This window comes from Streptomyces sp. NPDC026417, from assembly GCF_055567695.1.
Genome location: NZ_JBVHPY010000007.1, coordinates 22277 through 46677, shown reverse-complemented (window position 1 = coordinate 46677; position 24401 = coordinate 22277). Strand labels below are relative to the sequence as shown.

Sequence of the window (24401 nt, the reverse complement as noted above, 5' to 3'; positions counted from 1 at the left end):
TAAAAACCCGGCCAACAAACCACGCCCCCCCTCTCCAATCCTGTGTGGGTACGTACGATCGGGGTGCGGGCGCAGGCGCGGCTCCTTCCCCTCCCCCCCCCCCCCCCCCCGGGACCGGGCTCCCGCGGGAGCCCGGGGCTTCAGCAGGCCTTCTTCGTGGCGGAGGGCGTCGGCTCGGGCCTGGCCAGGACGGCCAGCGCCTTGCCGGCGTCCTCCTTCTCGGTCAGCGCGGTGAAGCCGGTGCCGATGATGAGGTCGACCTCGGTGGCCTTGCTGCGGCCGTCGGTCTTCAGCTCGGCGCCGGAGAGCTGCGTGTTCAGCACCGGCAGCGCGGCGGCGGACGCGGCCTTGGCGCCGAGCAGCAGCCCGGGGCCCTCGACCTTCTTGTCGTACGCCTTCGTCGCGTTGCCGACGTCACCGATGCGGAACCCGCGCTTCTTCAGCTCGTCGGCGGTCTTCTTGGCGAGCCCGCTGCGGGGCGTGGCGTTGAAGACGTTGACGGTGATCGTGCCGGGCTCGGGCAGCGCGGCCGCCGCCGGGGACGCCTTGGCCGGGTGTGCCTTCGTGGCGCACTCCGCCTTGGATCCCGCCGCCGCGGCCTCGTCGCCGCCCCCGGTGAAGACGTCGATGAGCTGCAGTGTTCCCCAGCCGATCAACCCCAGCGCGGTGACGGACGCGATGACGAGGAACGCAAGCCTGCGGCGCCCCCGCGGTCGGCGCATCCGCGGGTACTTGTCCCCCGTGATGCGGTACCGGCGGCCCATGCCCGGGGGAGTCAGCATGCTCATGGGCGCAGCGTAGTGCGACTTGGCGACGATAACTACTAAATGATCATTGACGGGGGCTCAGTCCAACCCGAAAGGGTCAACCGGCGGGCCCCCGGCGCTCAGTCCAGCTCGAGAACGCGGGCGTGCAGCACCTGGCGCTGCTGCAGCGCGGCGCGGACCGCGCGGTGCAGCCCGTCCTCCAGATACAGGTCGCCCTGCCACTTCACGACGTGCGCGAAGAGGTCGCCGTAGAAGGTGGAGTCCTCGGCGAGGAGGGTTTCCAGATCCAGCTGGCCCTTGGTCGTCACGAGCTGATCGAGGCGGACCGGGCGCGGCGCGACGTCCGCCCACTGCCGGGTGCTTTCCCGGCCGTGGTCGGGGTACGGCCGGCCGTTTCCGATGCGCTTGAAGATCACACGGAAAGCCTACCGGTCAAGACCTTCCGGGCGCAGCCATGGCGACGGAGTGCAACGCTGGAAAAGACGCCGTATAACCGGGCAAACCGGTAACCGTTCGAGGTTCGCAGGAAGCTGCCGGCGGGGCACGGACCGGCGGGGACCGGGAACAGGGGCCTGACATGACCGACCGCGAGACCGGGCCGACGCTGCCGCCGGAGGCGCAGGAGATCGCCTCCGGGTACGCGTTCGACGGCCCCGCCCTCGACCTGGGCGCCGTGCTCTGGGACGGCCGGTGCCTGCCGGACGCGCAGGTCCGCGTCCCGCTGGCCGTGCTCAACCGGCACGGTCTGGTCGCCGGGGCCACCGGCACGGGCAAGACGAAGACCCTCCAGCTGATCGCCGAACAGCTGTCGGCGCAGGGCGTCCCGGTCTTCCTCGCGGACATGAAGGGCGACCTGTCCGGGATCTCCGTGCCCGGCGAGCCCGGTGGGAAGGTGCGGGAGCGGGCCGGGGACGTACGCCAGGCGTGGACGGCGACCGGGTTCCCGGCCGAGTTCTACGCGCTCGGCGGCCTCGGCCACGGCATCCCGGTCCGCGCCACGGTCACCGGCTTCGGTCCGGTGCTCCTGTCGAAGGTGCTCCAGCTCAACCGGACCCAGGAGCAGTCGCTCGCCCTGATCTTCCACTACGCCGACCAGAAGGGCCTGGAGCTGGTCGACCTGAAGGACCTGCGCGCGGTCGTCACCTTCCTGACCTCCGACGAGGGCCGGCCGGAGCTGAAGGGGATCGGCGGACTGTCGTCCGCGACGGCCGGCGTCATCCTCCGTTCCCTGACCGCCTTCGAGGCGCAGGGCATGAGCCCGTTCTTCGGCGAGCCCGAGTTCGACACCGGCGAGCTGCTGCGCACGGCTCACGACGGCCGCGGGACCGTCTCCGTGCTCGAACTGCCCGGGGTCCAGGACAAGCCGCAGCTCTTCTCGACGTTCCTGATGTGGCTGCTCGCCGACCTCTTCCACGACCTGCCCGAGGTGGGCGACGCCGACCGGCCCAAGCTGGTGTTCTTCTTCGACGAGGCGCATCTGCTCTTCGACGGCGCGTCGAAGGCGTTCCTGGACTCCGTCGCGCAGACCGTCCGGCTGATTCGCTCGAAAGGGGTCGGCGTCTTCTTCGTGACGCAGACGCCCAAGGACGTGCCGGCCGATGTCCTCGGCCAGCTCGGCAACCGGGTCCAGCACGCCCTGCGCGCCTTCACGCCCGACGACCAGAAGGCCCTGAAGGCCACGTCGAAGACGTTCCCGGACTCCCCGTACGACCTGGAGGAGCTGCTCACCCGGCTGGGCACGGGGGAGGCCGTCGTCACCGTGCTGAGCGAGAGGGGCGCCCCGACCCCGGTCGCGGCGACCCGGCTGCGGGCTCCGGAGTCGCTGATGGGCCCGGTGGACCCGGCGGCACTGGACCGTACGGTGCGGGCGTCCTCCCTGTACGGGCGGTACGCGCAGTCGGTGGACCGGGAGTCCGCGTACGAGAGGCTCACGGCCGCGCGGGAGACCGCCGCCGGGGAGGAGGCCGGGACGCGGGAGCCGCGGGCCGCGCGCCCGCAGGGGAGGCGGGGATCCGAGCAGGACACCTCGGTCGTCGGACAGGTCATGGGCAGCGGAGTCTTCCAGTCCCTGGCCCGCTCCCTCGGTACCCGGGTGGGACGCGAGATCACCCGGTCGATCTTCGGCACGGCCCGGCGCCGCCGCTGACCGGGGCGCGTCCACCGGACCGGGCCGGAGCCCGCCCGCGCACGCCCCGAGACCTGTCCCCGCACGCCCTGGGCGGCCGTCCGGGGGAGGACGGCCGCCCGTCGCTCAGTGTCGTCCGTGCTCCTTCCGGGACGTCTGCTCCCGCCGCCGGTCCGGCCCCGGCCGGGACTCGGCCTTGGCCTTGGGCGTGTTGCGCACGGCCTCCGCGCGCAGCAGGGCGTGCAGGATCGCGTAGGGATCGTGGGTCATGGCTGTGTCCTTCGCTCGGTGCTCGTGTTCGCTGATGAGGGATGCGGAACGGTCCGGAGACCGGGCGTCTCAGCAGCGCAGGACCACGCAGCGCAGGACGTGCAGCGCGAGGGCGTACGGGGGTGGCGACGGTACGGCCGGGGGGCCGGCCGCCGGGTCCCGGCGGGCGTCGTCGGCCAGCGGCGCGGGGCGCAGCGGGATCACCAGCCGGTGCCCGTACCGGGCGGGAGGGCGCAGTGCCGTGTCGAGGACGTCGTTCTCGGGGCCGCCCGTCTCCACGGCGGCGGTGGCGGGCGGCTCGGCCGCCGACCCGGGGTGCGGGCCGGCCGCGAGCATCGCGACGACCAGGAGGAGGAGGATCCGCAGCCAGGTGCGCCGGGCGGCGGCCGGGGGCCGCGGCGGGGGAGCGAGCGGTACGGCGGGCGGGTCCGCCCGGTCGGGAGCGCCCGCCGTGCCCACCCGAGTGCACGGCGGGGCGCTCGTGGGAGTTCCGGTGGGAGCCCCCGTGTGAGCCCCGCCCCGCGCTCGTACGCACCGGCGCAGCGGGTGCGGTGGCGGCGGGGTGGGGCTCATGAGAGGTGATGTCCCCCCGGGAGGCGGTGGCTTCATCGGTTCGGCGGCCGGAACCGCCCTCTTGGCCTACGGGGCCGGCGCCCGTCGGCGGGCGCCGGCCGTCAGAGGGCGCGGGGGACCAGGCGGGCCCGTGAGCGGATCCGGAACGCCGTGACGATCTCCGTGACGCCGACCGCGAGGAGCCAGCAGCCGCCGACGACGGCCAGGACGGCGACCGACTCGAACGGCGAGACGATCAGCACGATGCCGGCGAGAAGGCTGACGATCCCCAGGAAGATCTGCCAGCCGCGGGCCGGCACGGTCGGGTCCGAGGCGGCGGCCAGCGTCTGGGTGATCCCGCGGAACAGCCAGCCGATGCCGATCCACAGCGCCAGCAGCAGGATCGACTGCATCGCGCCGCGGAAGCAGAACAGGCCCAGCAGGATGGACAGCACGCCGCTGATGAACGCCATGACGCGCAGCGAGGTCGCCGCGTGCGTCCCGAAGGCGGCGACGAGCTGCAGGATCCCGCTGAGGACCAGGTAGATGCCGAAGAGCACACCGGCCGCGAACAGGGTCGCCTCCGGCCAGGCCAGCACCATGATGCCGAGGACCAGCGCGGCGATGCCCGCGACCAGGACGGCCTGCCAGGCGGCCCGCGACAGGAAGTGCAGGGGGCCTTCGGTGCTCTCGGGGCGGCCGGGGGTGTCGCCCGGGGGCAGGTGGTCGCCCCTCGGGTCACGGGCGGCGTGGACCCGGCGGTCGTCGTACTCCGGACCCCGTGGGGAGCCGTTGGGTGCCTCGGTCATGCCTCATGCTCCGGCCGGGTACGCGCGAGCCGCCACCGGACGCGGTCCAGGCGACTGACGCCGCCCCCGCGCCGGGGGTGCCTCGGCCGGGGAGGACGCCGGGACGGTCCCCGGTCACCGCCCGGTGGAGCCGGCCGCCTTCGCCGCCTTCGCCGCCGCCTTCATCTCCTGCTTGTGGGCCCGCACCTTGGTCAGCGACTCCGGGCCGGTGATGTCGGCGACCGACCGGAAGGCGTCCGGCTCCCCGTACGCGCCCGCGGCCTCGCGCCAGCCCTCGGGGCGCACGCCCAGCTGCTTGCCGAGCAGCGCGAGGAAGATCTGCGCCTTCTGGGTCCCGAAGCCCGGGAGTTCCTTCAGCCGCCGCAGGAGTTCCGCACCCGTGCCGACGCCCTCCCACACCGCGCTCGCCTCCCCGTCGTAGTGCTCCACGAGGTACTGGCACAGCTGTTGGATGCGCTTGGCCATCGAGCCGGGGTAGCGGTGCACGGCGGGCTTCTCCGAGAGCAGCGCGGCGAAGGCCTCGGGGTCGTGCGCGGCGATCTCGTGCGCGTCGAGGTCGTCCTTCTCCAGCCGCTGCGCGATCGTGTACGGGCCCGCGAACGCCCACTCCATCGGAACCTGCTGGTCCAGCAGCATCCCGACGAGGGCGGCGAGGGGGCTGCGCCCGAGCAGCTCGTCCGCTTCGGGCTGCTGGGCGAGGTGAAGAGTGGCGTCCATGCCTCGATGATCGCCCGCCCGCCCGCCGCACGCCTCTCCGGGTCGGGGCGGGGCGCCCTCCCGCCGATCCGTCCGCCGATCCGTCCGGTCCGCGGGTCCGCGGTTCAGACCGTGGCGCGCCAGTACCCCAGCGCGTTCACCCGTTGCTTGGGCACGGCCAGCTCTTTGCGCACGTACGCCGTGAGGGCGCGGGTGGTGGCCGTGTCGCAGGCGATCCAGACGTACGGCTCGGGCTCCTCCCGCAGGACTCCGGGGAGGTCCTCCTTGACCCGGTCGACCAGTCCGGCGCCCCCGTCGAGGCGCGGCACGGCGTGCAGTTCGTGACGCCCGGGCACGGTCCGCACCGGGAGCCCGCCCGTCCCGGCGGAGGGCTCCTCGTCCGTCTCGAACCAGATCGTCGCCGGGGTCCGGCCCATCGCGTCGAGCAGCGAGTTGAGGGCGGGCAGCGACGCCGGGTCGCCCACGGCGAAGACGCGCGAGGGCGTCGGCCGGGGTGCGGTGAAGCCCGTACCCTGCACGGTCGCCTCGATGGTGTCCCCGGGCTTCGCGGCCCGCGCCCAGTCGCTCGCGCGGCCCTCGTGCAGGGCGAACTCCAGGCTGAACGTCCCGGCCGCCGGATCCGGGTCGACCAGGGTGTACGCCCGCTGGTGCGGCTTGCCGGCGTTGTCGAACCACAGCCGGACCCACATGGTCGGATGGACGCCGGTCGCCGCGAGCAGGCCGCCGTCGGTGAGGTGCACCCTCCGGTACCGCGGGGTGACGTCCTCCGCCCCCGTCACCGTGCACTCGAAGTTCTTGGCGCCCAGCAGCCTGAGCACCGCACCCTCCCAGCCGTGCCCCTGCCCCATGGTGTCTCCGCTCTTCACGCTTCGCGTACGATTCCGCCGCAATCGCAGTTAGGTTAGCCTAACCTGAAGAGACTGGGGATGGACCGTGAGCAGCGAGATCTACCGTGACGCCTGGGGCATCCCCCATCTGCGTGCGGACAGCGCGCGCGAACTCGCCCGTCTCCAGGGGCGGGTCACCGCGAGGGACCGGGCCTGGCAGCTGGAGGTCGAGCGGCACCGTGCCCAGGGCACCTCCGCGGCGTTCCTCGGGCCCGAGTCCCTCGGCTGGGACCGCTTCGTCCGCCGGGCGCGCGTCGACGACACCGCACGCCGCTGCTTCGCCGCCCTGGCGGAACAGGACCCCGAGACCGCCGACTGGATCCGCGCGTACACCGACGGCGTCAACGAGGGCCTGCCCGAAGGCGCCCGCCGCGCACCGGAGTTCGCGGCCGCGGACCTCGCCCCCGGCCGGTGGGAGCCCTGGACCCCGCTGGGCGTCTGGCTCGGCGCACACATCCTCTTCGTCGGCTTCCCCGCCAAACTGTGGCGCGAGGAGGTCGTGCGGCGGCTCGGCGCCGACGCGGTCGGTCTCTTCGCCACCGACGGCCCCGCCACCGTCGGCAGCAACGGCTGGCTCCTCACCGGCGAACGCACCGCCACCGGCCGACCGCTCATCGCGGGCGACCCGCACCGCTTCATCGAGGAACCCGGGGTCTACCAGCAGATCCGCCTGGCCTGCCCGGAGTTCGACGTCGTAGGCCTCGCCGTGCCGGGCGTCCCGGGCATCGCCCACTTCGCCCACACCGGCACGGTCGCCTGGGCCATCACCAACGCGATGGCCGACTACCAGGACCTCTACCGCGAACGGCTGCGGCGCACCCCTTCCGGCGTCGAGGCCCTCGACCCGGACGGTGCGTGGCGCCCGGCGTCCCGCCACGTCGAGACCGTCGAGGTGGCCGGCGGGCAGCCGGTGGAGGTCGAGGTCGTGGAGACCCGGCGCGGCCCGGTGGTCATCGGGGGACCGGACGCCGAGGGTCCCGAACAGGCCGTCAGCCTCCGCTGCCCGCCGCGCGTGACCCGCGACCTGGGCTTCGGCGCGCTCCTTCCGCTGCTGCGCGCCCGCCGCGTCGCCGACGTGGACCGCGCCCTCGACCGCTGGGCCGAACCCGTCAACGTCGTCCAGGCCGCGGACACCGAGGGCGGCCTGCTGCACCGGGTCGCCGGAAAGGTGCCGGTGCGCGGCGCGGACAACCGCACACGACTCGTGCCCGCCTGGGAGCCCGGCCACGAGTGGCGGGGCTGGCACCCCATGCCCCGCGGCACCGTCGACGACGGCATCGCCGTCATGGCCAACCAGCGGGGCCCGGCGGCCCCCCTCGGCACCGAGTTCGCCGCGCCGCACCGCGCCGACCGCATCCGCTCCCTGCTCGGCGCCCGCAGCACCTGGTCCGCGCCGGACATGGCGGCCGTGCACACCGACACGCTGCTCCCCTCGGCCGCCCCGCTGCTGGCACGTCTCGCCGCCCTCGACGAGACCGCCCTGGGCCCGGGCGCCGCCGCCGTGCGCGAGCAACTCCTCTCCTGGGACCGGCACATGGACGCCGACAGCACCGGCGCGGCGGCCTACGCGGCGGTCCGGGGCGCGGTCGTACGGCGGCTGGCGGCCCACCCCGCCCTGGCCTGCCTGACCGATCCGCCGGCCTACCCGGAGATCTTCCGCCCCTGGCTCGCCCTCACGGTCCGCGTCGGCTACGCCCTGGAACACCTGCTCACCGCACCGGAGTTGTACGGGGTCGACCGTGCCGCGCTCGTCCGGCAGGCACTGGAGGAGACCGCCGCCCCGACGTCCCGGACGGACCCGGCCGGCAGCACGGCGGGTGCCCGGGACACCACCTGGGGCGACACGCACCGCCTCGCCCCGTGGCGTGCGCTCCCCACCGGCGCGGACGAGGAACCCGGCCTGTCCGGGGACCACGACTGCGTGCTGTGCACCTCCGCCGTGCCCGGCGTCACCGACCGCGCCGCGCGCGGGCCCGCCGCCCGTTACGTCTGGGACCTCGCGGACCGCGAGAACAGCCTCTGGGTCGTCCCCTTCGGCGCCTCGGGCGTCCCCGGAACACCCCATCACCGCGACCAACTCCCCTTGTGGCTCAAGGGAGATCTCGCCCCGGTCGTCACCGACTGGAACCGCCTGACGAAGGAGAACGATGACCACTGAGCCGTACGCGGCCTCCCGCGAAGCCGTCCACGAGCAGCACGTCGAGGGCTTCGGCACCGTCCGCATCCTGCCCCTCGACCCGCATGCCGACCTGGACGTGGTGCACGCCTGGGTGACCGAGGAACGGGCCGCGTTCTGGGGCATGACCGGGTTCACCGCCGAGCAGGTCCTGGAGACCTACGTCCACCTGGACTCGCTCGACACCCACCACGCCTTCCTCGCGGTCAAGGACGGCGAACCGGCCGCGCTGCTGCAGACGTACGAGCCGGACGCCGACCGGGTCGGCGAGTGCTACCGGGTCGAGCCCGGTGACATAGGCGTCCACGTGCTGATCGGCCCGGCCGGAGCCGACGGCGCCCGGCCGGGCCACTCCACCGGGCTGCTGGCCGCCTTCACCGCGTACGTGCTGACCGGCCTGGACCGCACGCGGATCGTGGTCGACCCCGACGAGCGCAACGAGAAGGCCATCGAGCGCTTCCTTCGCCAGGGCTTCGAGGCCGGACCGCTCGTCGTGCTGCCCGAGATCGACCTCCCCGACGTCCACCTGCCGCAGAAGCGCGCCCGGCTCGCCTTCCTCACGAGGGAGTCGGCCCTCGGCGCGGTCCGCGCTCAGTAGCCTGGCCGCATGACGCCCGAAGACCTCGTCCGGCACTACGGCCTGCAGCCGCTGCCCCGTGAGGGCGGCCGCTTCCGGCGGACCTGGGCGGGGCCCGACCGGCCCGACGGCCGCCCCGAAGGGACCGCGATAGTGGCCCTGTTCACCTCCGACGCCGGCGACTTCTCCGCCCTGCACCGGCTGCCCGCGGACGAGGTCTGGCACTTCTACCTGGGCGATCCGCTGGACATGCTGCTGCTCGCCCCGGACGGCGGCGCGCGGACCGTCGTCCTCGGGCCCGACGTGCTCGGCGGCCAGCATCCGCAGTACACCGTGCCCGCCGGCACGTGGATGGGTGCCCGGGTCGCCGCGGCCGGCGCCTGGTCGTTCCTCGGCTGCACGATGGCTCCCGGTTTCACCTACGAGGGCTACGAGCACGGCGACGCCGCCGAACTGACGGCCCGCTACCCCGCCGAGGCGGCGCGCATCACCGCGCTGTGCCGCCCGTGAGCGCCACCGGGGCGCACCCCGCGTCCGCGCTGCTCGCCGGTCAGGTGGCCCTCGTCACCGGCGCCGCGGGCGGGATCGGGCGGGGCATCGCGCTGCGGTTCGCCCGGGCCGGGGCGGCGGTCGCGGTGCACCACCGGACCCGCCGGGCGGACGACGTCGTCGCCCGGATCCGCGCGTCCGGCGCCGAGGCGATCGCGCTGCGGGCCGATCTCACCGACGAGGACGCCTGCCGGCGGCTGGTCCGGGAGGCGGCGGACTGGGGCAGGGAGCTGCAAACCGGTGCGGGCCGCGCGCCGGGCGGGCTGACCGCGCTGGTCAACAACGCGGGCGTGCAGCCCACCCAGGCGCTGCCGGGCATGTCCGGGGCCGACTGGCGGTCGGTCGTCGACACCAACCTGTCGAGCGTCTTCGCCTGCACCCAGGCGGCGGCGGAGCTGATGAGCGCGCACGGCGGCGGCACGATCACGCACATCGCCTCCATCGAGGCCGCCCACCCCGCCCCCCACCACGCCCACTACGCGGCCTCCAAGGCCGCCGTCGTCGTGCACGCCCGCTCCGCGGCCCTGGAGTACGGGCCGCACGGCATTCGGGTCAACTCCGTCTCGCCCGGCCTGATCGACCGCGAGGGACTCGCCGACGCCTGGCCCGACGGGGTGCGGCGCTGGCGGCGGGCGGCGCCCACCGGAAGGCTGGGCCGCCCCGAGGACGTCGGCGACGCCTGCGTGTTCCTCGCCTCGCCGCTGGCGTCCTGGATCACCGGCCACGACCTGGTGGTGGACGGCGGGGTGTCGGCCCGCCCCACGTGGTGAGCACACCGCGGCGGGCCCCCGTGCGGAAGGGGGCACGCGGACCTCGGCAAGCGCTGAGCGCCGGGCCGCGTGCCTCCGTATCTAGGGAGGACGCCGGTGTCCCCGCCACGGACTCCGGCGGACACGGACACCGGACACACGACAGGAACGACCCGGACGCCCGGCCGTCGGACGCCGGGCGCCGCATACGGAGACGTGACGTGGGCCTACGGCGAGCAGCTCGGCGGGCGGAAGGACGCGATGGCGGACGGGACGGAGGACGCGACGCGCGGTACGGCACGGGACGCCGCGGAGGTGCCGGAGCCGGGCGGGGACGGGACGGCGCCCGGCCCCGAGGGCGCGCCCTTCGCGGCCTGGTGCTGCTGGGCGCCGTGCTGGTCCTGCTCCTCCTCGGCGGGGCGGGTTCCGCGTCCGCGCACGCCGCCCTCAGTGAGACCGACCCCCGGGACGGAGCCGTCCTCGACTCCGCCCCCCGCCACCTCACCCTGACCTTCACCGAGCCGGTCGGGCTGCTCGACGACTCCGTCCGCGTGATCGACCCGGACAACCGGCGCGTCCGCACCGGCGAGCCGGGACACGCGGACGGCCGCTCCGAGACGGCCCGGGTGACCCTGCCGCGCAAGCTCGGCACCGGCACCTACACGGTGGCCTGGAGGTTCGTCTCGGCGGACAGCCACCCCGTCGTCGGAGCGTTCACCTTCTCGGTCGGCGAACCCTCGCCGACCAGCGCCGTCCTGCCGACCGAGGGGGCCGCCGGCACCGTCGCCGGCACGCTGTACGACGCCGCCCGCTACCTCGGCTACGCGGCGGTGGCCCTGCTCCTCGGCACGGTCGCGTTCACCGCGGTCACCCGCACCGGTCCGCAGCGGGCCCTGGTGACGGGCGGCTGGTGGGCCCTGCTCGTCTCCACCGTCGCGCTGCTGCTGCTGCGCGGCCCCTACGAGCGGGGAAGCGGCCCGGCCACCGCCTTCGACCCCGCCACCCTGGCCGCCACCCTGACGAGCCGGCCGGGGGCGGCGCTGCTGGCCCGGCTGGTGCTGCTGGCCGTCGCGGCCCTGCTTCCGCTGCGGATCCCGGGTCGGGACGCCCGGGCGGCCGGAAAGGGCACGCCGGCCGTGACGGGGCTCCTCGCCGTGGCTCTGGCGTCGACCTGGGCCGCCGCCGAACACGCCTCCGCGGGCATCCAGGTGCCGGTCGCCATGGTGTCCGCCGTCCTGCACCTGCTGGCGATGTCGGTCTGGCTGGGCGGTCTTGCGGCCCTGCTGACCGCGCTCCACCGGGAGCCCGAGGCGCTCCCCGGCGCTGCGGTGGCCCGCTTCTCCCGTCTCGCGTTCGCGGCCGTCTCCGTCCTGGCCGTCACCGGCGCCTACCAGTCCTGGCGCGGCCTGGGCTCCTGGAACGCCCTCACCACCACGTCGTACGGCAGGATCCTGTCGGCCAAACTGGTGGCGGTCCTCCTCGTGCTCGCCGTGGCGGCGTACTCGCGTCGCTGGACGGCACGGCTGATGACGTCCGGGGCTCCCACCGGGGCGGGTCGGCTCCCGGCGGAGCGGGCGGTGGCCGCGGACCGGCCGACGGCGGCCCCGGCACGCGTCCCGGAACCGGCGGTTTCGGCACGCGTCCCGGAACCGGTGGGCGGGCGCGCGCACGCCGGCACCGGTGCGGATCCGGCCCGTTCCCCGGCTGCCGACGGGCCGACCGGCGACGGCCCGGAGTCCGCTTCCGCCCGTGGCGCGGAGTCGCTTTCCGCCCGCGGCCAGGAGTCGCCTTCCGCCCCTGGCCCGGAGGCCACGTCCGCCGGCGGGGCGGAAGTCCCGTCCGGAGACGGGCCGGGAAGGCCGGAGGAACCCGCCGCACCGGACCCGGACCCGGACCCGGTGCCGGACCCGGGACCGCACCGCCGTGCCCTGCGCCGTTCCGTCCTGGCCGAGGTCACCATCGGCATCGTGGTGCTGGTGATCTCCACCGTGCTCACCGGGACCCAGCCCGGCCGCGCGGCCGAGGAGACGGCGCAGGCCGCGGCCGGACAGCCCGCCGACACCAGCACCGTGATCCCCTTCGACGTCGGCACGCGGGGCGGCCACGGCAAGGTCCAGCTCGACCTGGCGCCCGGCCGGGTGGGCGAGAACACCGTCCAGGCCGTGGTCTTCGGCCCCGACGGCGGCATCGCCACCGTCCCCGAACTGCGCCTGACCTTCACGCTGGCCGAGCGGAGGATCGGCCCGCTGGACGCCGGGCTCACCGACCGGGGCGGCTACTGGGGCACGGACGGCATCACCCTCCCGCTGCGCGGCACCTGGACGATGAAGGTGACGGTGCGCACGACCGACATCGACCAGGTCACCGTGTCCAAGAAGGTGCGGATCGGCTGACGGGAGCGGGGCCCGCCGGGCTCACCGCACCGGCAGGCCCTCCCGGGCGAGCAGCCCGCGCATGGCCTCGGCGGCCCGCACGGCGGCGTCGGCACAGCAGTTGTTGAACAGCACGTGGACCCGCTTGGCCCGGTCGGCAAGCCGGGACACCCGGGGCACCCACTCGGCCAGTTCACCGTCGGTGTACGCGTGGCGGAACCGGTCCTCCTTGCTGCCGGTCCCCCAGGCCTCGTTCCGGCCGTGCATGCGGACGAGGGCCAGTTCGGGCGAGGTGACGGGGGTGACGGGCGGGACCGACACGCTCAGCGTCTGCACCATGTCCACGGCGACGGCGGACATGCCGAGGTCCGTGAGCAGGCCCGCGGTGCTGTCGTGGCGTCCCTCCCGCCACCATCCCGGATGCCGGAACTCCACGGCGACGGGCCAGCCCGCCGTACGGACCGCGCACTCCCGGAGGAACGTCTCGGAGCGCTCCCCGGGCGCGAACCACGGCGGGAACTGGAACAGCACGCTCCCCAGCCGGTCGGTCCGCCGCAGCGGCCCGAGTGCGGCGGCGAACCGCGCCCACACCTCGTCGAGCAGCCCGGCGTCCGGCGTCCCCCGCCCCACGCGCCCCCGCAGGTCGGCGGGGAGCGCGCCGTCCCGCGTCGGGTGTCCGGTGAGCAGCGAGAACGCCTTCACGTCGAACACGAACCCCGCGGGGGTCCGCTCGCACCACAGCAGACTGTTCCGCTCGCCGGGCAGCGCGTAGTAGGAGGAGTCGACCTCCACCACGGGGAACCGGCCGGCGTAGTGCCGGAGCCGCCCCTCCGCGTCCCGCCACCCCGGGGGATACCAGCCGCTGCCCACGAGGGACCGGTCCGTCCACGAACAGGCCCCCACCAGAATCTCGCCCATGGACCACCGGCTACCCCGCCGTACCGACGGGAAGGCTGCGGCAAAAGGGATAAAACGCCATCAGGCGGCTACGGTCGACGGGTGAGCAACATCAAGGAGAGGGCGGAGGGCGCGGGGCCGTTCACGACCCGGCTGACCTGGAGTCCCCGGGGCGGCGGTATCGCGGTCTGGGAGTCGCGGCGGGCCCGCAAGCGGGGACTGCTCACCGTGCGGGCCGCGGGAGAGTCCGAGCCGCGCTCCCGGAAGGCCGACAGCGCCTCGGTGGTCCGTCTGCGCAGGCTGAACGTCATCGCCGCGAGCGCGTTCGTGGTCGGTGGCGGCCTGTTCGCCCTCGGGGCGGGCCTCGCGCAGTTCGGCCGGGGCGACCACACGGCAGTCTGGATCTACTTCGTCGGCGGTCTCTTCTTCAACACGGGCGGCTACGCGTCACTGCTCCAGGCCGTCAACACCCCCCGCCGGGACGGCGGAGCCGGGGCGCTCACCACCGGGCGCTGGGCATGGTGGAGCTACGAGCCCGGCCGGATCGACTGGCTCAGCACCTTCGTGCTGTTCGTGGGCACGCTCGTGTTCGGCGTCAACCTGCTGAGTTCCCTGCTGCAGGGGCTGTCGGTGCAGCAGGTGAACAGACTGGTCTGGGCCCCCGACGTGGTCGGGTGCATCCTCTTCCTGGTCTCGGGCCACCTCGCCCTGATGGAGGTCTGCCACGGCCGGTGGGGCGTCCGTCCCCGCGACCTCGGCTGGTGGATCGTCGCGGTCAACCAGGTCGGCTCGGTCCTCTTCATGGTCTCCGCGCTGGCCGACTTCACCCGCCCCGCGACGGGAAGCGCCGTGAACGTCGACATCGCCAACTGGGGCACCCTGGCCGGAGCCCTGTGCTTCTCCGTCGGCGGGGTGCTCCAGCTCTTCGAGCACCCCTGACCGGCCCGCGGCAGGAGAACCCCAACGTCGAAGGGCCCCGCTGCAAGCAGCGGGGCCCTTCGACGTTAGTGCCCGGTGAGGCACTGGCGGAGGATACGAGATTCGAACTCGTGAGGGGTTGCCCCCAACACGCTTTCCAAGCGTGCGCCCTAGGCCTCTAGGCGAATCCTCCGCGGCAAACAATACAAGACGTTGAGGAGTGCTCGCGAACTCGTTCTCCCCGCCAGGATCAGGTAACCTGTGCGGAGCCCCTCACGTGGCGCTATCTGACTGAACTCCCCCAGGGCCGGAAGGCAGCAAGGGTAGGTCGGCTCTGGCGGGTGCGTGGGGGGCGTCTGCGTTCCCGGGGCAGGGGCCCGGACCGGTGGGGACCGGGCGGTGCCGGAGGGGCGGGCGGGTCCGGAGCGAAGGCGCTTCCGGGCGGTCCGGGTTGTCGGTGGGCGCCTATAACCTCGTATGCGTGTCGTCTCTCGCGCTGTACCGCCGCTATCGCCCGGAGTCGTTCGCCGAGGTCATCGGGCAGGAGCATGTCACCGACCCGTTGTCGCAGGCGCTGCGGAACAACCGGGTCAATCACGCGTACCTGTTCAGCGGTCCGCGCGGGTGCGGTAAGACGACGAGCGCGCGCATCCTCGCCCGCTGTCTGAACTGCGAGCAGGGCCCCACCCCGACGCCGTGCGGCACGTGCCAGTCCTGCCGCGACCTGGCGAGGAACGGCCCGGGCTCCATCGACGTCATCGAGATCGACGCCGCGTCCCACGGAGGCGTCGACGACGCCCGTGACCTGCGGGAGAAGGCCTTCTTCGGCCCCGCGAGCAGCCGGTACAAGATCTACATCATCGACGAGGCCCACATGGTCACGCCGGCCGGCTTCAACGCACTGCTGAAGGTGGTCGAGGAGCCTCCGGAGCACCTCAAGTTCATCTTCGCCACGACCGAGCCCGAGAAGGTCATCGGCACGATCCGGTCGAGGACGCACCACTACCCCTTCCGGCTGGTGCCGCCCGGCACCCTGCGGAGCTACCTGGGCGAGGTCTGCGCCAGCGAGGGCATCCCCGTGGAGGACGGCGTCCTTCCGCTGGTCGTGCGGGCCGGTGCCGGTTCCGTGCGTGACTCCATGTCCGTCATGGACCAGCTGCTCGCCGGAGCGGGCGACGCGGGTGTGACATACGCCATGGCCACCTCCCTGCTCGGCTACACGGACGGGTCGCTGCTGGACTCCGTGGTCGAGGCCTTCGCCTCCGGTGACGGCGCCGCGGCCTTCGAGGTCGTCGACCGCGTCATCGAGGGCGGCAACGACCCCCGCCGCTTCGTGGCCGACCTGCTGGAGCGGCTGCGGGACCTGGTGATCCTGGCGGCCGTGCCGGACGCCGCGGAGAAGGGGCTCATCGACGCCCCCGCCGACGTCGTGGAGCGCATGCAGGCCCAGGCGGGTGTCTTCGGAGCCGCGGAGCTGAGCCGCGCCGCCGACCTCGTCAACGAGGGCCTGACGGAGATGCGCGGCGCCACCTCGCCGCGGCTCCAGCTCGAACTCATCTGCGCGCGCGTCCTGCTTCCCGCCGCCTACGGGGACGAGCGGTCCGTCATGGCCCGGCTCGACCGGATCGAGCGCGGCGTGCAGGTGTCCGGCGGCGGCCCGGGTCCGGCCATGGGCTACGTGCCCGCGCCCGGCCCCGACGCGCACGGCGCGGTCGCCGGGACCGGCGCGCCACTGCCGCACGGGACACCGGCCGGCGGCGCCGCCGTGCCGCCCGGCGCCGGTGCCGCGGCGGCCCGGGCCGCGGTGCGGTCGGCCGGGGCACCCGCACCCGCGACGGACACCGGCACCCCGGCCCCCGCCCCGGTCCAGCCGGATCCCGTACCCGCCCCGGCCCCCCAGCCCGCCCCGGCGCCCACGGCCCAGCAGCCGGCACCGGCCGCCCCCGCCCAGCAGCCCGCCGGACCCGCCCCCGGCGCCTGGCCCGCCGCGACCGCCGCGGGCGGCGGCGGACGGCGCCCCGGCGGCTGGCCGACGGCCACGCCCGCGGGCGGCGGACCGACCCCGCCGAGCCCGGCCGCGACCCCGCCCGCGCCGGCGGCCCCCACCGCACCGGCCGCCCCCGCGGCTCCCGCACCCGCCGCCGCGGCCCCGGCATCCGCTCCGGTGCCCGGCGGCCCCGACCCCCGCACCCTCTGGCCGAACATCCTGGAGGCGGTGAAGAACCGCCGCCGCTTCACCTGGATCCTGCTCAGCCAGAACGCGCAGGTGACGGGCTTCGACGGCACGACGCTCCAGATCGGCTTCGTGAACGCGGGCGCCCGGGACAACTTCGCGAGCAGCGGCAGCGAGGACGTCCTGCGGCAGGCACTGGCCGAGCAGTTCAACGTCCAGTGGAAGATCGACGCCATCGTCGATCCCTCCGGCGGTTCGGCACCGCCGCCCGCCCCGGGCCCCGGGCTCGGCGGCGGTGGATACGGCGGTGGACCGGCCGCCCCCCGCCCCGCACCGCAGCAGCCGTCGCCGGCGGCCCGCCCCGCCCCGGCCCAGGGCTCCGGATCCCCGGGCGCCCCGGCGTCCGCGAGACCCGCCCCGCCCTCCGCGGAGGTGCCCCCGCCCGTCTCCCCCGAGGACGACACCCCCGAGGACGACGACCCCGACATCGACGAGTCCGCCCTCTCGGGGCACGACCTGATCGTCCGCGAGCTCGGGGCGACGGTCGTCGAGGAGTTCTCGCACGAATAGGCCCGTCCCGCGGGCCCGTCGGGGCGCCGGGGCCGGTGTCCGCACGGCACCAAGCGTGCCGGAGCCGCCGTGCCGGGAGCGCCCGCGGCCCGTGCCCGGGGCGGCCCGCCCCCTCGCCTCTCGGAGGATCCCACCAACGCCGGCGGGTCCGCGCCTCGGAATCCTCTACAAGGTCACCCGCCGGGGACGGCTAGGCTGACCCCCGTGAAGGTCCTTGTCATCGGTAGCGGCGCCCGCGAACACGCCCTGTGCCACTCCCTGTCCCTCGACCCCGACGTCACCGCCCTGCACTGCGCTCCCGGGAACGCAGGCATCGCGGAGGTGGCCGAGTTGCACCCGGTCGACGCCCTCGACGGCGCCGCCGTGGCCGCGCTGGCCACCCGGCTCGGTGCCGAGCTGGTGATCGTGGGCCCGGAGGCCCCGCTCGTCGCGGGCGTCGCCGACGCCGTGCGCGAGGCGGGCATCCCCTGCTTCGGTCCCTCGAAGGAGGCGGCCCGGCTGGAGGGCTCCAAGGCCTTCGCCAAGGACGTCATGGCGGGCGCGGGAGTCCCCACGGCGCGCTCCTACGTGTGCACGACGCCCGACGAGGTCGAGGAGGCGCTCGACGCCTTCGGCCCCCCGTACGTCGTGAAGGACGACGGCCTCGCCGCGGGGAAGGGCGTCGTCGTGACCGACGACCTCGAAGCCGCCCGGGCGCACGCGAACGCCTGCGACCGGGTCGTCATCGAGGAGTTCCTCGACGGCCCCGAGGTCTCCCTCTTCGCGGTCACCGACGGCGAAGCCGTCGTCCCGCTCCAGCCGGCCCAGGACTTCAAGCGCGCCCTGGACGGCGACGAGGGTCCGAACACCGGCGGCATGGGCGCGTACTCCCCCCTGCCCTGGGCGGACCCGAAGCTGGTCGACGAGGTCATGGAGACGGTCCTCCAGCCGACGGTCGACGAGCTGCGCCGCCGCGGCACCCCGTTCTCCGGCCTGCTCTACGCCGGTCTGGCGATCACCAGCCGCGGCGTGCGGGTCATCGAGTTCAACGCCCGCTTCGGCGACCCGGAGACCCAGGTGGTCCTGGCCCGCCTGAAGACCCCGCTCGCCGGGCTCCTGATCGCCGCCGCCACCGGCAACCTCGCCTTCCTCCCGCCGCTGCGCTGGAGTGACGACGCGGCGGTCACGGTCGTCGTGGCCTCGCACAACTACCCGGACACCCCGCGCACCGGCGATCCGATCACCGGCCTCGACGAGGTCGCCGCCCAGGACGCCCCGCACGCCTACGTCCTGCACGCCGGGACGAAGCGCGACGGCGACGCCGTGGTGAGCGCCGGGGGCCGCGTGCTGTCGGTCACGGCCGTCGGCGGCGATCTCACCCAGGCCCGGGACCGCGCCTACGCGGCGGTCGCCCGCATCGGCCTCGACGGATCGCAGCACCGCACGGACATCGCGGCCAAGGCGGCCGCGGAGGCGTAACCGCGGCCGACGGCCGGCCACCACCGCCACTCTCCGTCACGCGCGACCGATGTGACCAGGCCCTGGATCCCCCTTGGGATCCGGGGCCTGATCGTTGCCCACTGTCATCCACCTCTCCCCAAAGCCATTCCATCGAGTGACCGATGCCCCATCCGGCTGACTGGGGCCGAGGCCCCAACTAGGGTGCGGCGCAAGCGTTCCGGCACTTGGCCCACCGGCATTGCGATGTCGGTGGCGGGTGCCACAGTGGGGGGATGAGCAACGTCAGCGCATGCCCCGGCGCCGACCGTGACAGCCAGTGTCACGGCGGGCCCCGGGCGAGACGGTAGGGGGTGGCATCCGGTCGTGACCGGTATGGGTGTGGAGGTGGGCGTGCAAGCAGCGCGCTCCCGGGCTCTCGCCGTGCTGCGGGTCCGCAGCCGGGCGCTGGCCGTCGCCCTGCTGCCCGCGGCCGTCGCCGTCGTGCTGCTCGTCGGCGGGACCACCGACCGGCTCACCGGCTCGGGCTGGGGAACCGCCCGCTGGATCGTCTCGGTCCTCGCCGTCACCGTGCTCCTGGCGGCCGCCGCCATCGCGCTGATGGTCTCCCGGGCCCGCCCGGCGATGAGCCCCACGGTCGACATCGCCGAGAGCTCCGCGCCCGACCTGTACCGGATGGTGCGCGACCTGGCCGACCGGCTCGACGTCCCGGTCCCCTCCGCGATAGCGCTCACCCCGGACTGCGACAGCTGGCTGGAGGACCGCACCCACCCGGCCCACGGCAACCGCCTGCCGGCCCTGAGCGGCGGCTTCGGCACGGCCCGCAGGTACGCGTACCGGCGCGGTACCGCCACCCCCGTCCTGGTCATCGGCTCGCCGTTCCTGTGGTGGATGCGCGTGGGGGAGTTGCGCGCGGTCCTCGCCCCGGTCGTCGCGGGCACGGGTCCCTCCGCCCACCCGGACATAGCCGCGGCCCGCCGTTTCGTACGGGGCCTGGACGCGGCCGTGGCCGAGACCTCCGCGCCGACCCGCGGCCCCCTGGTCCGTCCGGTGCTCGGCGGCGCCGGCTGGGTGGCGCGCCTGCTCCTGCGCAGCTGCCGCGGCCATGCGGCGGAGATGGAGCGGGGGGTGGCGGCAGCCGCCGCCGAGCGCGCCCAGGCCGTGGACTACGGCCTGCGGATCGTCGCCCAGGAACAGGTGGGGCTGGCGTACGCGGGCTGGGACCGGCTGCTGACCCGGGTCGCGCTGCCCGCCTGGCGGATGGGCCGCTGGCCCTCCCGACTGGACGCGGGCGTCGTCGCGGCCCTCACCGAACTCTCGCGGCGCGACCGCCTCGCGGAGGGCTTCACCTCGCGGCTGGGCGAGCGCCCCGCCTGCGACCTGCTCGAGGAGCCCGGCACCGTCGACGAGGCGGCCTCCCTGCTCGCCGCCCGCCTCTTCCACGGCGGGCCCGCCGAGCGCGGACCCGACTGGGCGCCGGTGAACTGGCAGGAGTATCCGGAGGAGGTCGTCGACCGCAAGTGGCGGACCGACGCCGCCCGCCTGCACCGCGTCCTGGACGCCCAGGGCGTCCGGCCCTCCACGTCCCCGGCCGCACCCGACGCCGGGCCCACCCTGTCCCGGGTCATGGACCACCTGACGACCGCACCGGCCGAGGGGACCGGCCCCGCCACCGCCGTGACGGCCCCGCCGCACCAGGAAGCGGACGAGGACGCCGGCGACGACGGGGGCACAGTCGTCGACGACGAGGACGAGGACCCCCTGGGCAACGAGCGGACGGCCGCGCTGGCGGCGGCGCTCGGCGCGGAGGTCGCGCGCGAGGAGGCCGCGGTGGAGCCCGTCCCCGCCGGCCAGAGCGGCCCCGACAGCGCGCTGTGGGAGGACGGAATGCTTCCCCTCTTCCCGCTGCAACCGCCGCGTACGGGGCGGGAGCTGCTGGCCGACCATGTCACCGCGATGGTCTGCTGCGCCGCGATGGACACGGCGGGTGCGGTGCCGGGGCTCGACTGGCTGGACGGGCCGGCCCTCCTCGTCGAGGGCGAGCGGGCCGCCGACCTGGCTCCCCGCGTCCTGGCCCTCATCGAGTCCGGCGACCCTGCCCCGCTCACCACCTGGCTCCACCAGACAGGCGTCCGCCCGGAAAAACCGGTCCGCCTGGTCTGACCCCGCCCCACCGCCCGGTCGGGCCCACGTTCCGCCACTTCACGTCCACCCCCGGGCCGGCGAACCCTTCACCAACGGGACGGACCCGACGCCCACCAGCGCCCTTGTTCCGGCGGGCGCCGGGCCGGGACGGCGAACCCGGCGCCGACGGGGTGCCGCCCGGGTGGGCCCACTCCCCCGCGCCCACCAGCACCCCTTATCCCGGCTGGCGCCGGGGTGGGACGGCGAACCCGGCGCCGACGGGGTGCCGCCTGCGCCCACCCGTGCCGCCCCTTGCGGCACGCCTGCCCGCAGCTAGGGCCGACCGGCCCCCACCCCGCGCCGCCTGCCCGCAGCTAGGGCCGACCGGGCCCCACCCCGCGCCGCCTGCCCGCAGCTATGGCCGACCGGGCCCCACCCCGCGCCGCCTGCCCGCAGCTAGGGCCGACCGGGCCCCACCCCGCGCCGCCTGCCCGCAGCTAGGGCCGACCGGGCCCCACCCCGCGCCGCCTGCCCGCAGCCAGGGCTGACCGGGCCCCACCCCGTGCCGCCTGCCCGCAGCCGGAGCGGCGCGCGCCCGCAGCCAGAGCCGACCGGGCGCCACCCCACTCCCCGCACGCCCACCCGCAGCTGATGACGCACCGCGTGCCCGCAGCGCAATCCGTACGCGCCCGCAGCCGCCAGTGCACGGAAGGGGCCGTGCCGGTACATCAGATGCCCGTCGAGACGGGGTCACACCCCACCGAGGAACGCTGGTGACGGACGGAGGTGCCAACCGGCGACGGGCGGATGTACCGGCACGGCCCCGACCCACCCACCACCCGCAGCGCACCCGCACCGACAGCGCACCCCCACCGACCACGCACCCGCACCGACCACGCACCCGCACCGACCACGCACCCCCACCGACCACGCACCCGCACCGACCACGCACCCGCACCGACCCCGCCCCCACGCACCCCAGCCGGAGGCCCCCGCTCCGTTAACGCCAATTCGCGACGAACGGTGACGGAGTGCGCGCGTTATGTGATGTGCTGGGACCGATCGCGCACAAGGCAGGAACCGCAACGGTGACGGGGGCACGGAGGAGGGGAGCAGCCATGGGTTCGGAGCAGATCCGCCGCTGGGAGTCCGGAGCCCTGGCGCACGCCGTGACGGACCCCTTCGGCCAGGGCCCGGTCCCCTGGCTCCGCGGCGACGAGCAGTACTTCGGCGACACCGGCCAGGTCGTCCCCTGGTACATCGACCCCGCCGACGACCTCGCCCTGCGCGAGACCGACCCCCGGCACTCCGGCAAGGCCACCACCGTCCCGCACCCCCGCCGCGCCTCCGCCTCCGGCCCCCGCTCCGCCGACGACGTCCGCCGCCAGATCAAGGGGTTCACCTCCACCGGCGCGGCCACCCCCGGCGAGGCCATCGACTTCCACATCACGGTCGACCCACCGCAGGAATTCAGCGTCGACATCTACCGCATCGGCCACTACGGCGGTGACGGCGCCGCGAAGATCACCACCAGCCCCCGCCTCTCCGGCATCGTCCAGCCACCCCCGCTCACCGCCGACCGCACGGTCTCCTGCCACCACTGGTGGCTGTCCTGGCGACTGCAGATCCCGTCCTACTGGACGGTCGGCGCCTACGTCGCCGTACTCACCACGGCCGACGGCTACCGCTCCCACGTACCCTTCACGGTCCGCGACGACCAGCCCGCCGACCTGCTGCTCCTCCTCCCGGACATCACCTGGCAGGCGTACAACCTCTATCCGGAGGACGGCCGCACCGGCGCGAGCCTGTACCACGCGTGGGACGAGAACGGCCGCCTGCTCGGCGAGGCCGACGCCGCGACGACGATCTCCTTCGACCGGCCGTACGCCGGTGCCGGCCTCCCGCTCCACGTGGGCCACGCCTACGACTTCATCCGCTGGGCGGAGCGCTACGGCTACGACCTCGCCTACGCGGACGCCCGCGATCTGCACGCCGGCCGGGTGGACCCCACCCGCTACCGGGGCCTGGTCTTCCCCGGCCACGACGAGTACTGGTCGACGGCCATGCGCCGCACGGCGGAGCGCGCCCGCGACCACGGCACCTCCCTCGTCTTCCTCTCCGCCAACACCATGTACTGGCAGGTGGAGTTGGGCCCGTCCCCGTCCGGTGTCCCCGACCGCCTGCTGACCTGCCGCAAGCGCCGGGGCCCCGGCAAACCGGCGCTCTGGCGCGAGATCGACCGCCCGGAGCAGCAGTTGATCGGCATCCAGTACGCGGGCCGGGTCCCGGAACCACACCCGCTCGTCGTCCGGAACGCCGACCACTGGCTGTGGGAGGCGACCGGCGCGCACGAGGGCGACGAACTCCCGGGCCTGGTCGCCGGCGAGGCGGACCGGTACTTTCCGCGCACCCCGCTCCCCGAGCACCAGGGCCGGATCCTGCTGGCGCACTCCCCGTACGCGGACGGCGAGGGGGTCACCCGCCACCAGGAGACCTCCGTCTACCGCGCGGCGTCCGGCGCCCTGGTCTTCGCGTCCGGGACGTTCGCGTGGTCGCCGGCCCTGGACCGCCCGGGGCACGTGGACGCCCGTGTCCAGCGCGCCACGGCGAACCTCCTCGACCGCATCTGCAAACGCGACTGAGCGGTACCGCCGCACGCCGGTGGCCGCACCGGGCCCGGTCCCCTGTCGTCCACCCGGTGGCCGGAGCCGCCTCCCGCATACGGGAGAATCGAGCCACCTGGGCCCACCCGTCGCCCACCGCCAGCCTCTTCGGGCCCCGCGGGCGCCCCTTTTCTTCAACCACGGGGAGGAACCGTGTCCGGATTCGTCGACAAGCCCGAGCCCCTGCAGGTGCCGGGCCTGGTGCACCTGCACACCGGCAAGGTGCGCGACCTGTACCAGAACGAGGCGGGCGACCTCGTGATGGTCGCCAGCGACCGCATCTCCGCCTACGACTGGGTGCTCCCGGCCGAGATCCCCGACAAGGGCCGCGTGCTGACCCGGTTGTCGCTGTGGTGGTTCGACCAGCTCGCCGACCTGGCCCCCAACCACGTCCTGAGCACCGACCTGCCGCCGGGCGCCCCGGCCGACTGGGCGGGCCGCACCCTGATCTGCAAGTCGCTGCGGATGGTCCCGGTCGAGTGTGTGGCGCGCGGCTATCTGACCGGCTCGGGCCTCGTCGAGTACAACGACTCCCGTACGGTCTGCGGCCTCGCTCTGCCGGAGGGCCTCGTCGACGGCTCGGAGCTGCCCGCCCCGATCTTCACCCCGGCCACCAAGGCGGCGGTCGGCGAGCACGACGAGAACGTCTCGTACGAGGAGGTGGCCCGTCAGGTCGGCGCCGAGACCGCGGCCCAGCTCCGTCAGACGACCCTCGCCGTGTACGCCCGGGCCCGCGACATCGCCCGTGAGCGCGGCATCATCCTGGCGGACACCAAGTTCGAGTTCGGCTACGACGCTGAGACGCTCGTCCTGGCCGACGAGGTGCTCACCCCGGACTCCTCCCGCTTCTGGCCGGCCGACGAGTGGGAGCCGGGCCGTGCCCAGCCGTCGTACGACAAGCAGTTCGTCCGCGACTGGCTGACCTCGCCGGACTCCGGCTGGGACCGCAAGAGCGAGCAGCCCCCGCCCGCGCCGCCCGCGCAGGTCGTGGCGGCGACGCGCGCCAAGTACATCGAGGCGTACGAGCGCCTGACGGGGACGAGCTGGTCCTGAACGCACGAAGAAGCCC

The 24401-nt window shown here is 74.8% G+C and carries 20 protein-coding genes, 1 tRNA gene and 1 other RNA gene; 13 read left to right on the top strand and 9 right to left on the bottom strand.

The genetic code is table 11. The annotated features are described in order from the left end of the window. Window positions 1-140: 140 nt before the first annotated feature. Together ACZ4NT_RS13180 and ACZ4NT_RS13175 are read right to left on the bottom strand one after the other, a co-directional pair. Complete coding sequence (locus ACZ4NT_RS13180) at window positions 141-764, bottom strand: LytR C-terminal domain-containing protein (protein ID WP_467725490.1); 624 nt, start codon at window positions 762-764, stop codon at window positions 141-143. Between the two features lie 122 nt (window positions 765-886). Continuing rightward, window positions 887-1183 (bottom strand): type II toxin-antitoxin system VapB family antitoxin, encoded by a 297-nt coding sequence (locus ACZ4NT_RS13175; protein WP_003999914.1) that lies wholly within the window; start codon window positions 1181-1183, stop codon window positions 887-889. A 161-nt stretch (window positions 1184-1344) separates the two neighbouring features. Here ACZ4NT_RS13175 and ACZ4NT_RS13170 point away from each other — a divergent pair, with 161 nt between their 5' ends. After that, the gene (locus ACZ4NT_RS13170; protein ID WP_467725232.1) at window positions 1345-2913 is read left to right on the top strand and encodes a helicase HerA-like domain-containing protein; all 1569 of its coding nucleotides are present in this window, start codon (window positions 1345-1347) and stop codon (window positions 2911-2913) included. Between the two features lie 105 nt (window positions 2914-3018). On the opposite strand, the gene ACZ4NT_RS13165 is transcribed toward ACZ4NT_RS13170, so the two are convergent. The 5 genes from ACZ4NT_RS13165 to ACZ4NT_RS13145 form a co-directional block, all read right to left on the bottom strand. After that, window positions 3019-3162, bottom strand: coding sequence for a hypothetical protein (locus ACZ4NT_RS13165; protein WP_183116955.1), 144 nt, complete (start codon window positions 3160-3162; stop codon window positions 3019-3021). 69 nt (window positions 3163-3231) lie between these two features. After that, window positions 3232-3621 (bottom strand): hypothetical protein, encoded by a 390-nt coding sequence (locus ACZ4NT_RS13160; protein WP_121404882.1) that lies wholly within the window; start codon window positions 3619-3621, stop codon window positions 3232-3234. Window positions 3622-3836: 215 nt separating this feature from the next. After that, on the bottom strand, window positions 3837-4523 hold the full coding sequence (locus tag ACZ4NT_RS13155) for an HdeD family acid-resistance protein (RefSeq protein WP_121404881.1): 687 nt from the start codon (window positions 4521-4523) through the stop codon (window positions 3837-3839). A 114-nt stretch (window positions 4524-4637) separates the two neighbouring features. Continuing rightward, window positions 4638-5240: an HhH-GPD-type base excision DNA repair protein gene (locus ACZ4NT_RS13150; RefSeq protein ID WP_467725229.1), complete on the bottom strand. Its 603-nt coding sequence runs from the start codon at window positions 5238-5240 to the stop codon at window positions 4638-4640. A gap of 104 nt (window positions 5241-5344) precedes the next feature. Further along, window positions 5345-6088 carry a siderophore-interacting protein gene (locus tag ACZ4NT_RS13145; RefSeq protein ID WP_121404879.1) on the bottom strand — a complete coding sequence of 248 codons (744 nt, stop codon included), beginning with the start codon at window positions 6086-6088 and terminating at the stop codon, window positions 5345-5347. 85 nt (window positions 6089-6173) lie between these two features. Here ACZ4NT_RS13145 and ACZ4NT_RS13140 point away from each other — a divergent pair, with 85 nt between their 5' ends. The 5 genes from ACZ4NT_RS13140 to ACZ4NT_RS13120 all read left to right on the top strand — a co-directional run bounded on the left by ACZ4NT_RS13140 (window position 6174) and on the right by ACZ4NT_RS13120 (window position 12571). After that, the gene (locus ACZ4NT_RS13140; RefSeq protein ID WP_467725227.1) at window positions 6174-8285 is read left to right on the top strand and encodes a penicillin acylase family protein; all 2112 of its coding nucleotides are present in this window, start codon (window positions 6174-6176) and stop codon (window positions 8283-8285) included. After that, window positions 8275-8901, top strand: a complete 627-nt coding sequence (locus ACZ4NT_RS13135; RefSeq protein WP_121404877.1) for a GNAT family N-acetyltransferase — start codon at window positions 8275-8277, stop codon at window positions 8899-8901. The genes ACZ4NT_RS13140 and ACZ4NT_RS13135 overlap by 11 nt, the downstream gene beginning before the upstream one ends. A 9-nt stretch (window positions 8902-8910) precedes the next feature. After that, complete coding sequence (locus ACZ4NT_RS13130; protein ID WP_121404876.1) at window positions 8911-9390, top strand: cupin domain-containing protein; 480 nt, start codon at window positions 8911-8913, stop codon at window positions 9388-9390. After that, entirely contained in the window at window positions 9378-10199 is an 822-nt protein-coding gene (locus tag ACZ4NT_RS13125; RefSeq protein WP_467725225.1) for an SDR family NAD(P)-dependent oxidoreductase, read from the top strand. The genes ACZ4NT_RS13130 and ACZ4NT_RS13125 overlap by 13 nt, the downstream gene beginning before the upstream one ends. Before the next feature lie 356 nt (window positions 10200-10555). After that, on the top strand, window positions 10556-12571 hold the full coding sequence (locus tag ACZ4NT_RS13120) for a copper resistance CopC/CopD family protein (RefSeq protein WP_467725223.1): 2016 nt from the start codon (window positions 10556-10558) through the stop codon (window positions 12569-12571). A gap of 21 nt (window positions 12572-12592) precedes the next feature. Here ACZ4NT_RS13120 and ACZ4NT_RS13115 read toward each other — a convergent pair whose 3' ends face one another. Then, window positions 12593-13468: a DUF72 domain-containing protein gene (locus ACZ4NT_RS13115; RefSeq protein WP_121404873.1), complete on the bottom strand. Its 876-nt coding sequence runs from the start codon at window positions 13466-13468 to the stop codon at window positions 12593-12595. A gap of 81 nt (window positions 13469-13549) precedes the next feature. Between ACZ4NT_RS13115 and ACZ4NT_RS13110 the strand changes: the two genes are divergently transcribed. Then, window positions 13550-14386 carry a hypothetical protein gene (locus tag ACZ4NT_RS13110; RefSeq protein WP_121404872.1) on the top strand — a complete coding sequence of 279 codons (837 nt, stop codon included), beginning with the start codon at window positions 13550-13552 and terminating at the stop codon, window positions 14384-14386. An 84-nt stretch (window positions 14387-14470) separates the two neighbouring features. Here the strand turns inward: ACZ4NT_RS13110 and ACZ4NT_RS13105 are convergent. Beyond that, window positions 14471-14558 (bottom strand) — tRNA-Ser (locus ACZ4NT_RS13105). A gap of 72 nt (window positions 14559-14630) precedes the next feature. Between ACZ4NT_RS13105 and ffs the strand changes: the two genes are divergently transcribed. From ffs to ACZ4NT_RS13075, 6 genes are all read left to right on the top strand, one after another. Then, window positions 14631-14725, top strand: an RNA gene (gene ffs / locus ACZ4NT_RS13100) — signal recognition particle sRNA small type. Between the two features lie 121 nt (window positions 14726-14846). Beyond that, a complete protein-coding gene (locus ACZ4NT_RS13095) occupies window positions 14847-17108 on the top strand; it encodes a DNA polymerase III subunit gamma and tau (RefSeq protein WP_467725220.1) in 2262 nt (753 codons plus the stop codon). A gap of 204 nt (window positions 17109-17312) precedes the next feature. Further along, entirely contained in the window at window positions 17313-18566 is a 1254-nt protein-coding gene (gene purD, locus ACZ4NT_RS13090; RefSeq protein WP_121404870.1) for a phosphoribosylamine--glycine ligase, read from the top strand. A gap of 354 nt (window positions 18567-18920) precedes the next feature. After that, entirely contained in the window at window positions 18921-20708 is a 1788-nt protein-coding gene (locus ACZ4NT_RS13085; protein WP_467725488.1) for a M48 family metalloprotease, read from the top strand. Between the two features lie 1079 nt (window positions 20709-21787). Next, window positions 21788-23311 (top strand): N,N-dimethylformamidase beta subunit family domain-containing protein, encoded by a 1524-nt coding sequence (locus tag ACZ4NT_RS13080; RefSeq protein WP_467725218.1) that lies wholly within the window; start codon window positions 21788-21790, stop codon window positions 23309-23311. Window positions 23312-23485: 174 nt separating this feature from the next. Continuing rightward, entirely contained in the window at window positions 23486-24385 is a 900-nt protein-coding gene (locus ACZ4NT_RS13075) for a phosphoribosylaminoimidazolesuccinocarboxamide synthase (protein ID WP_467725217.1), read from the top strand. Window positions 24386-24401 lie beyond the last annotated feature (16 nt).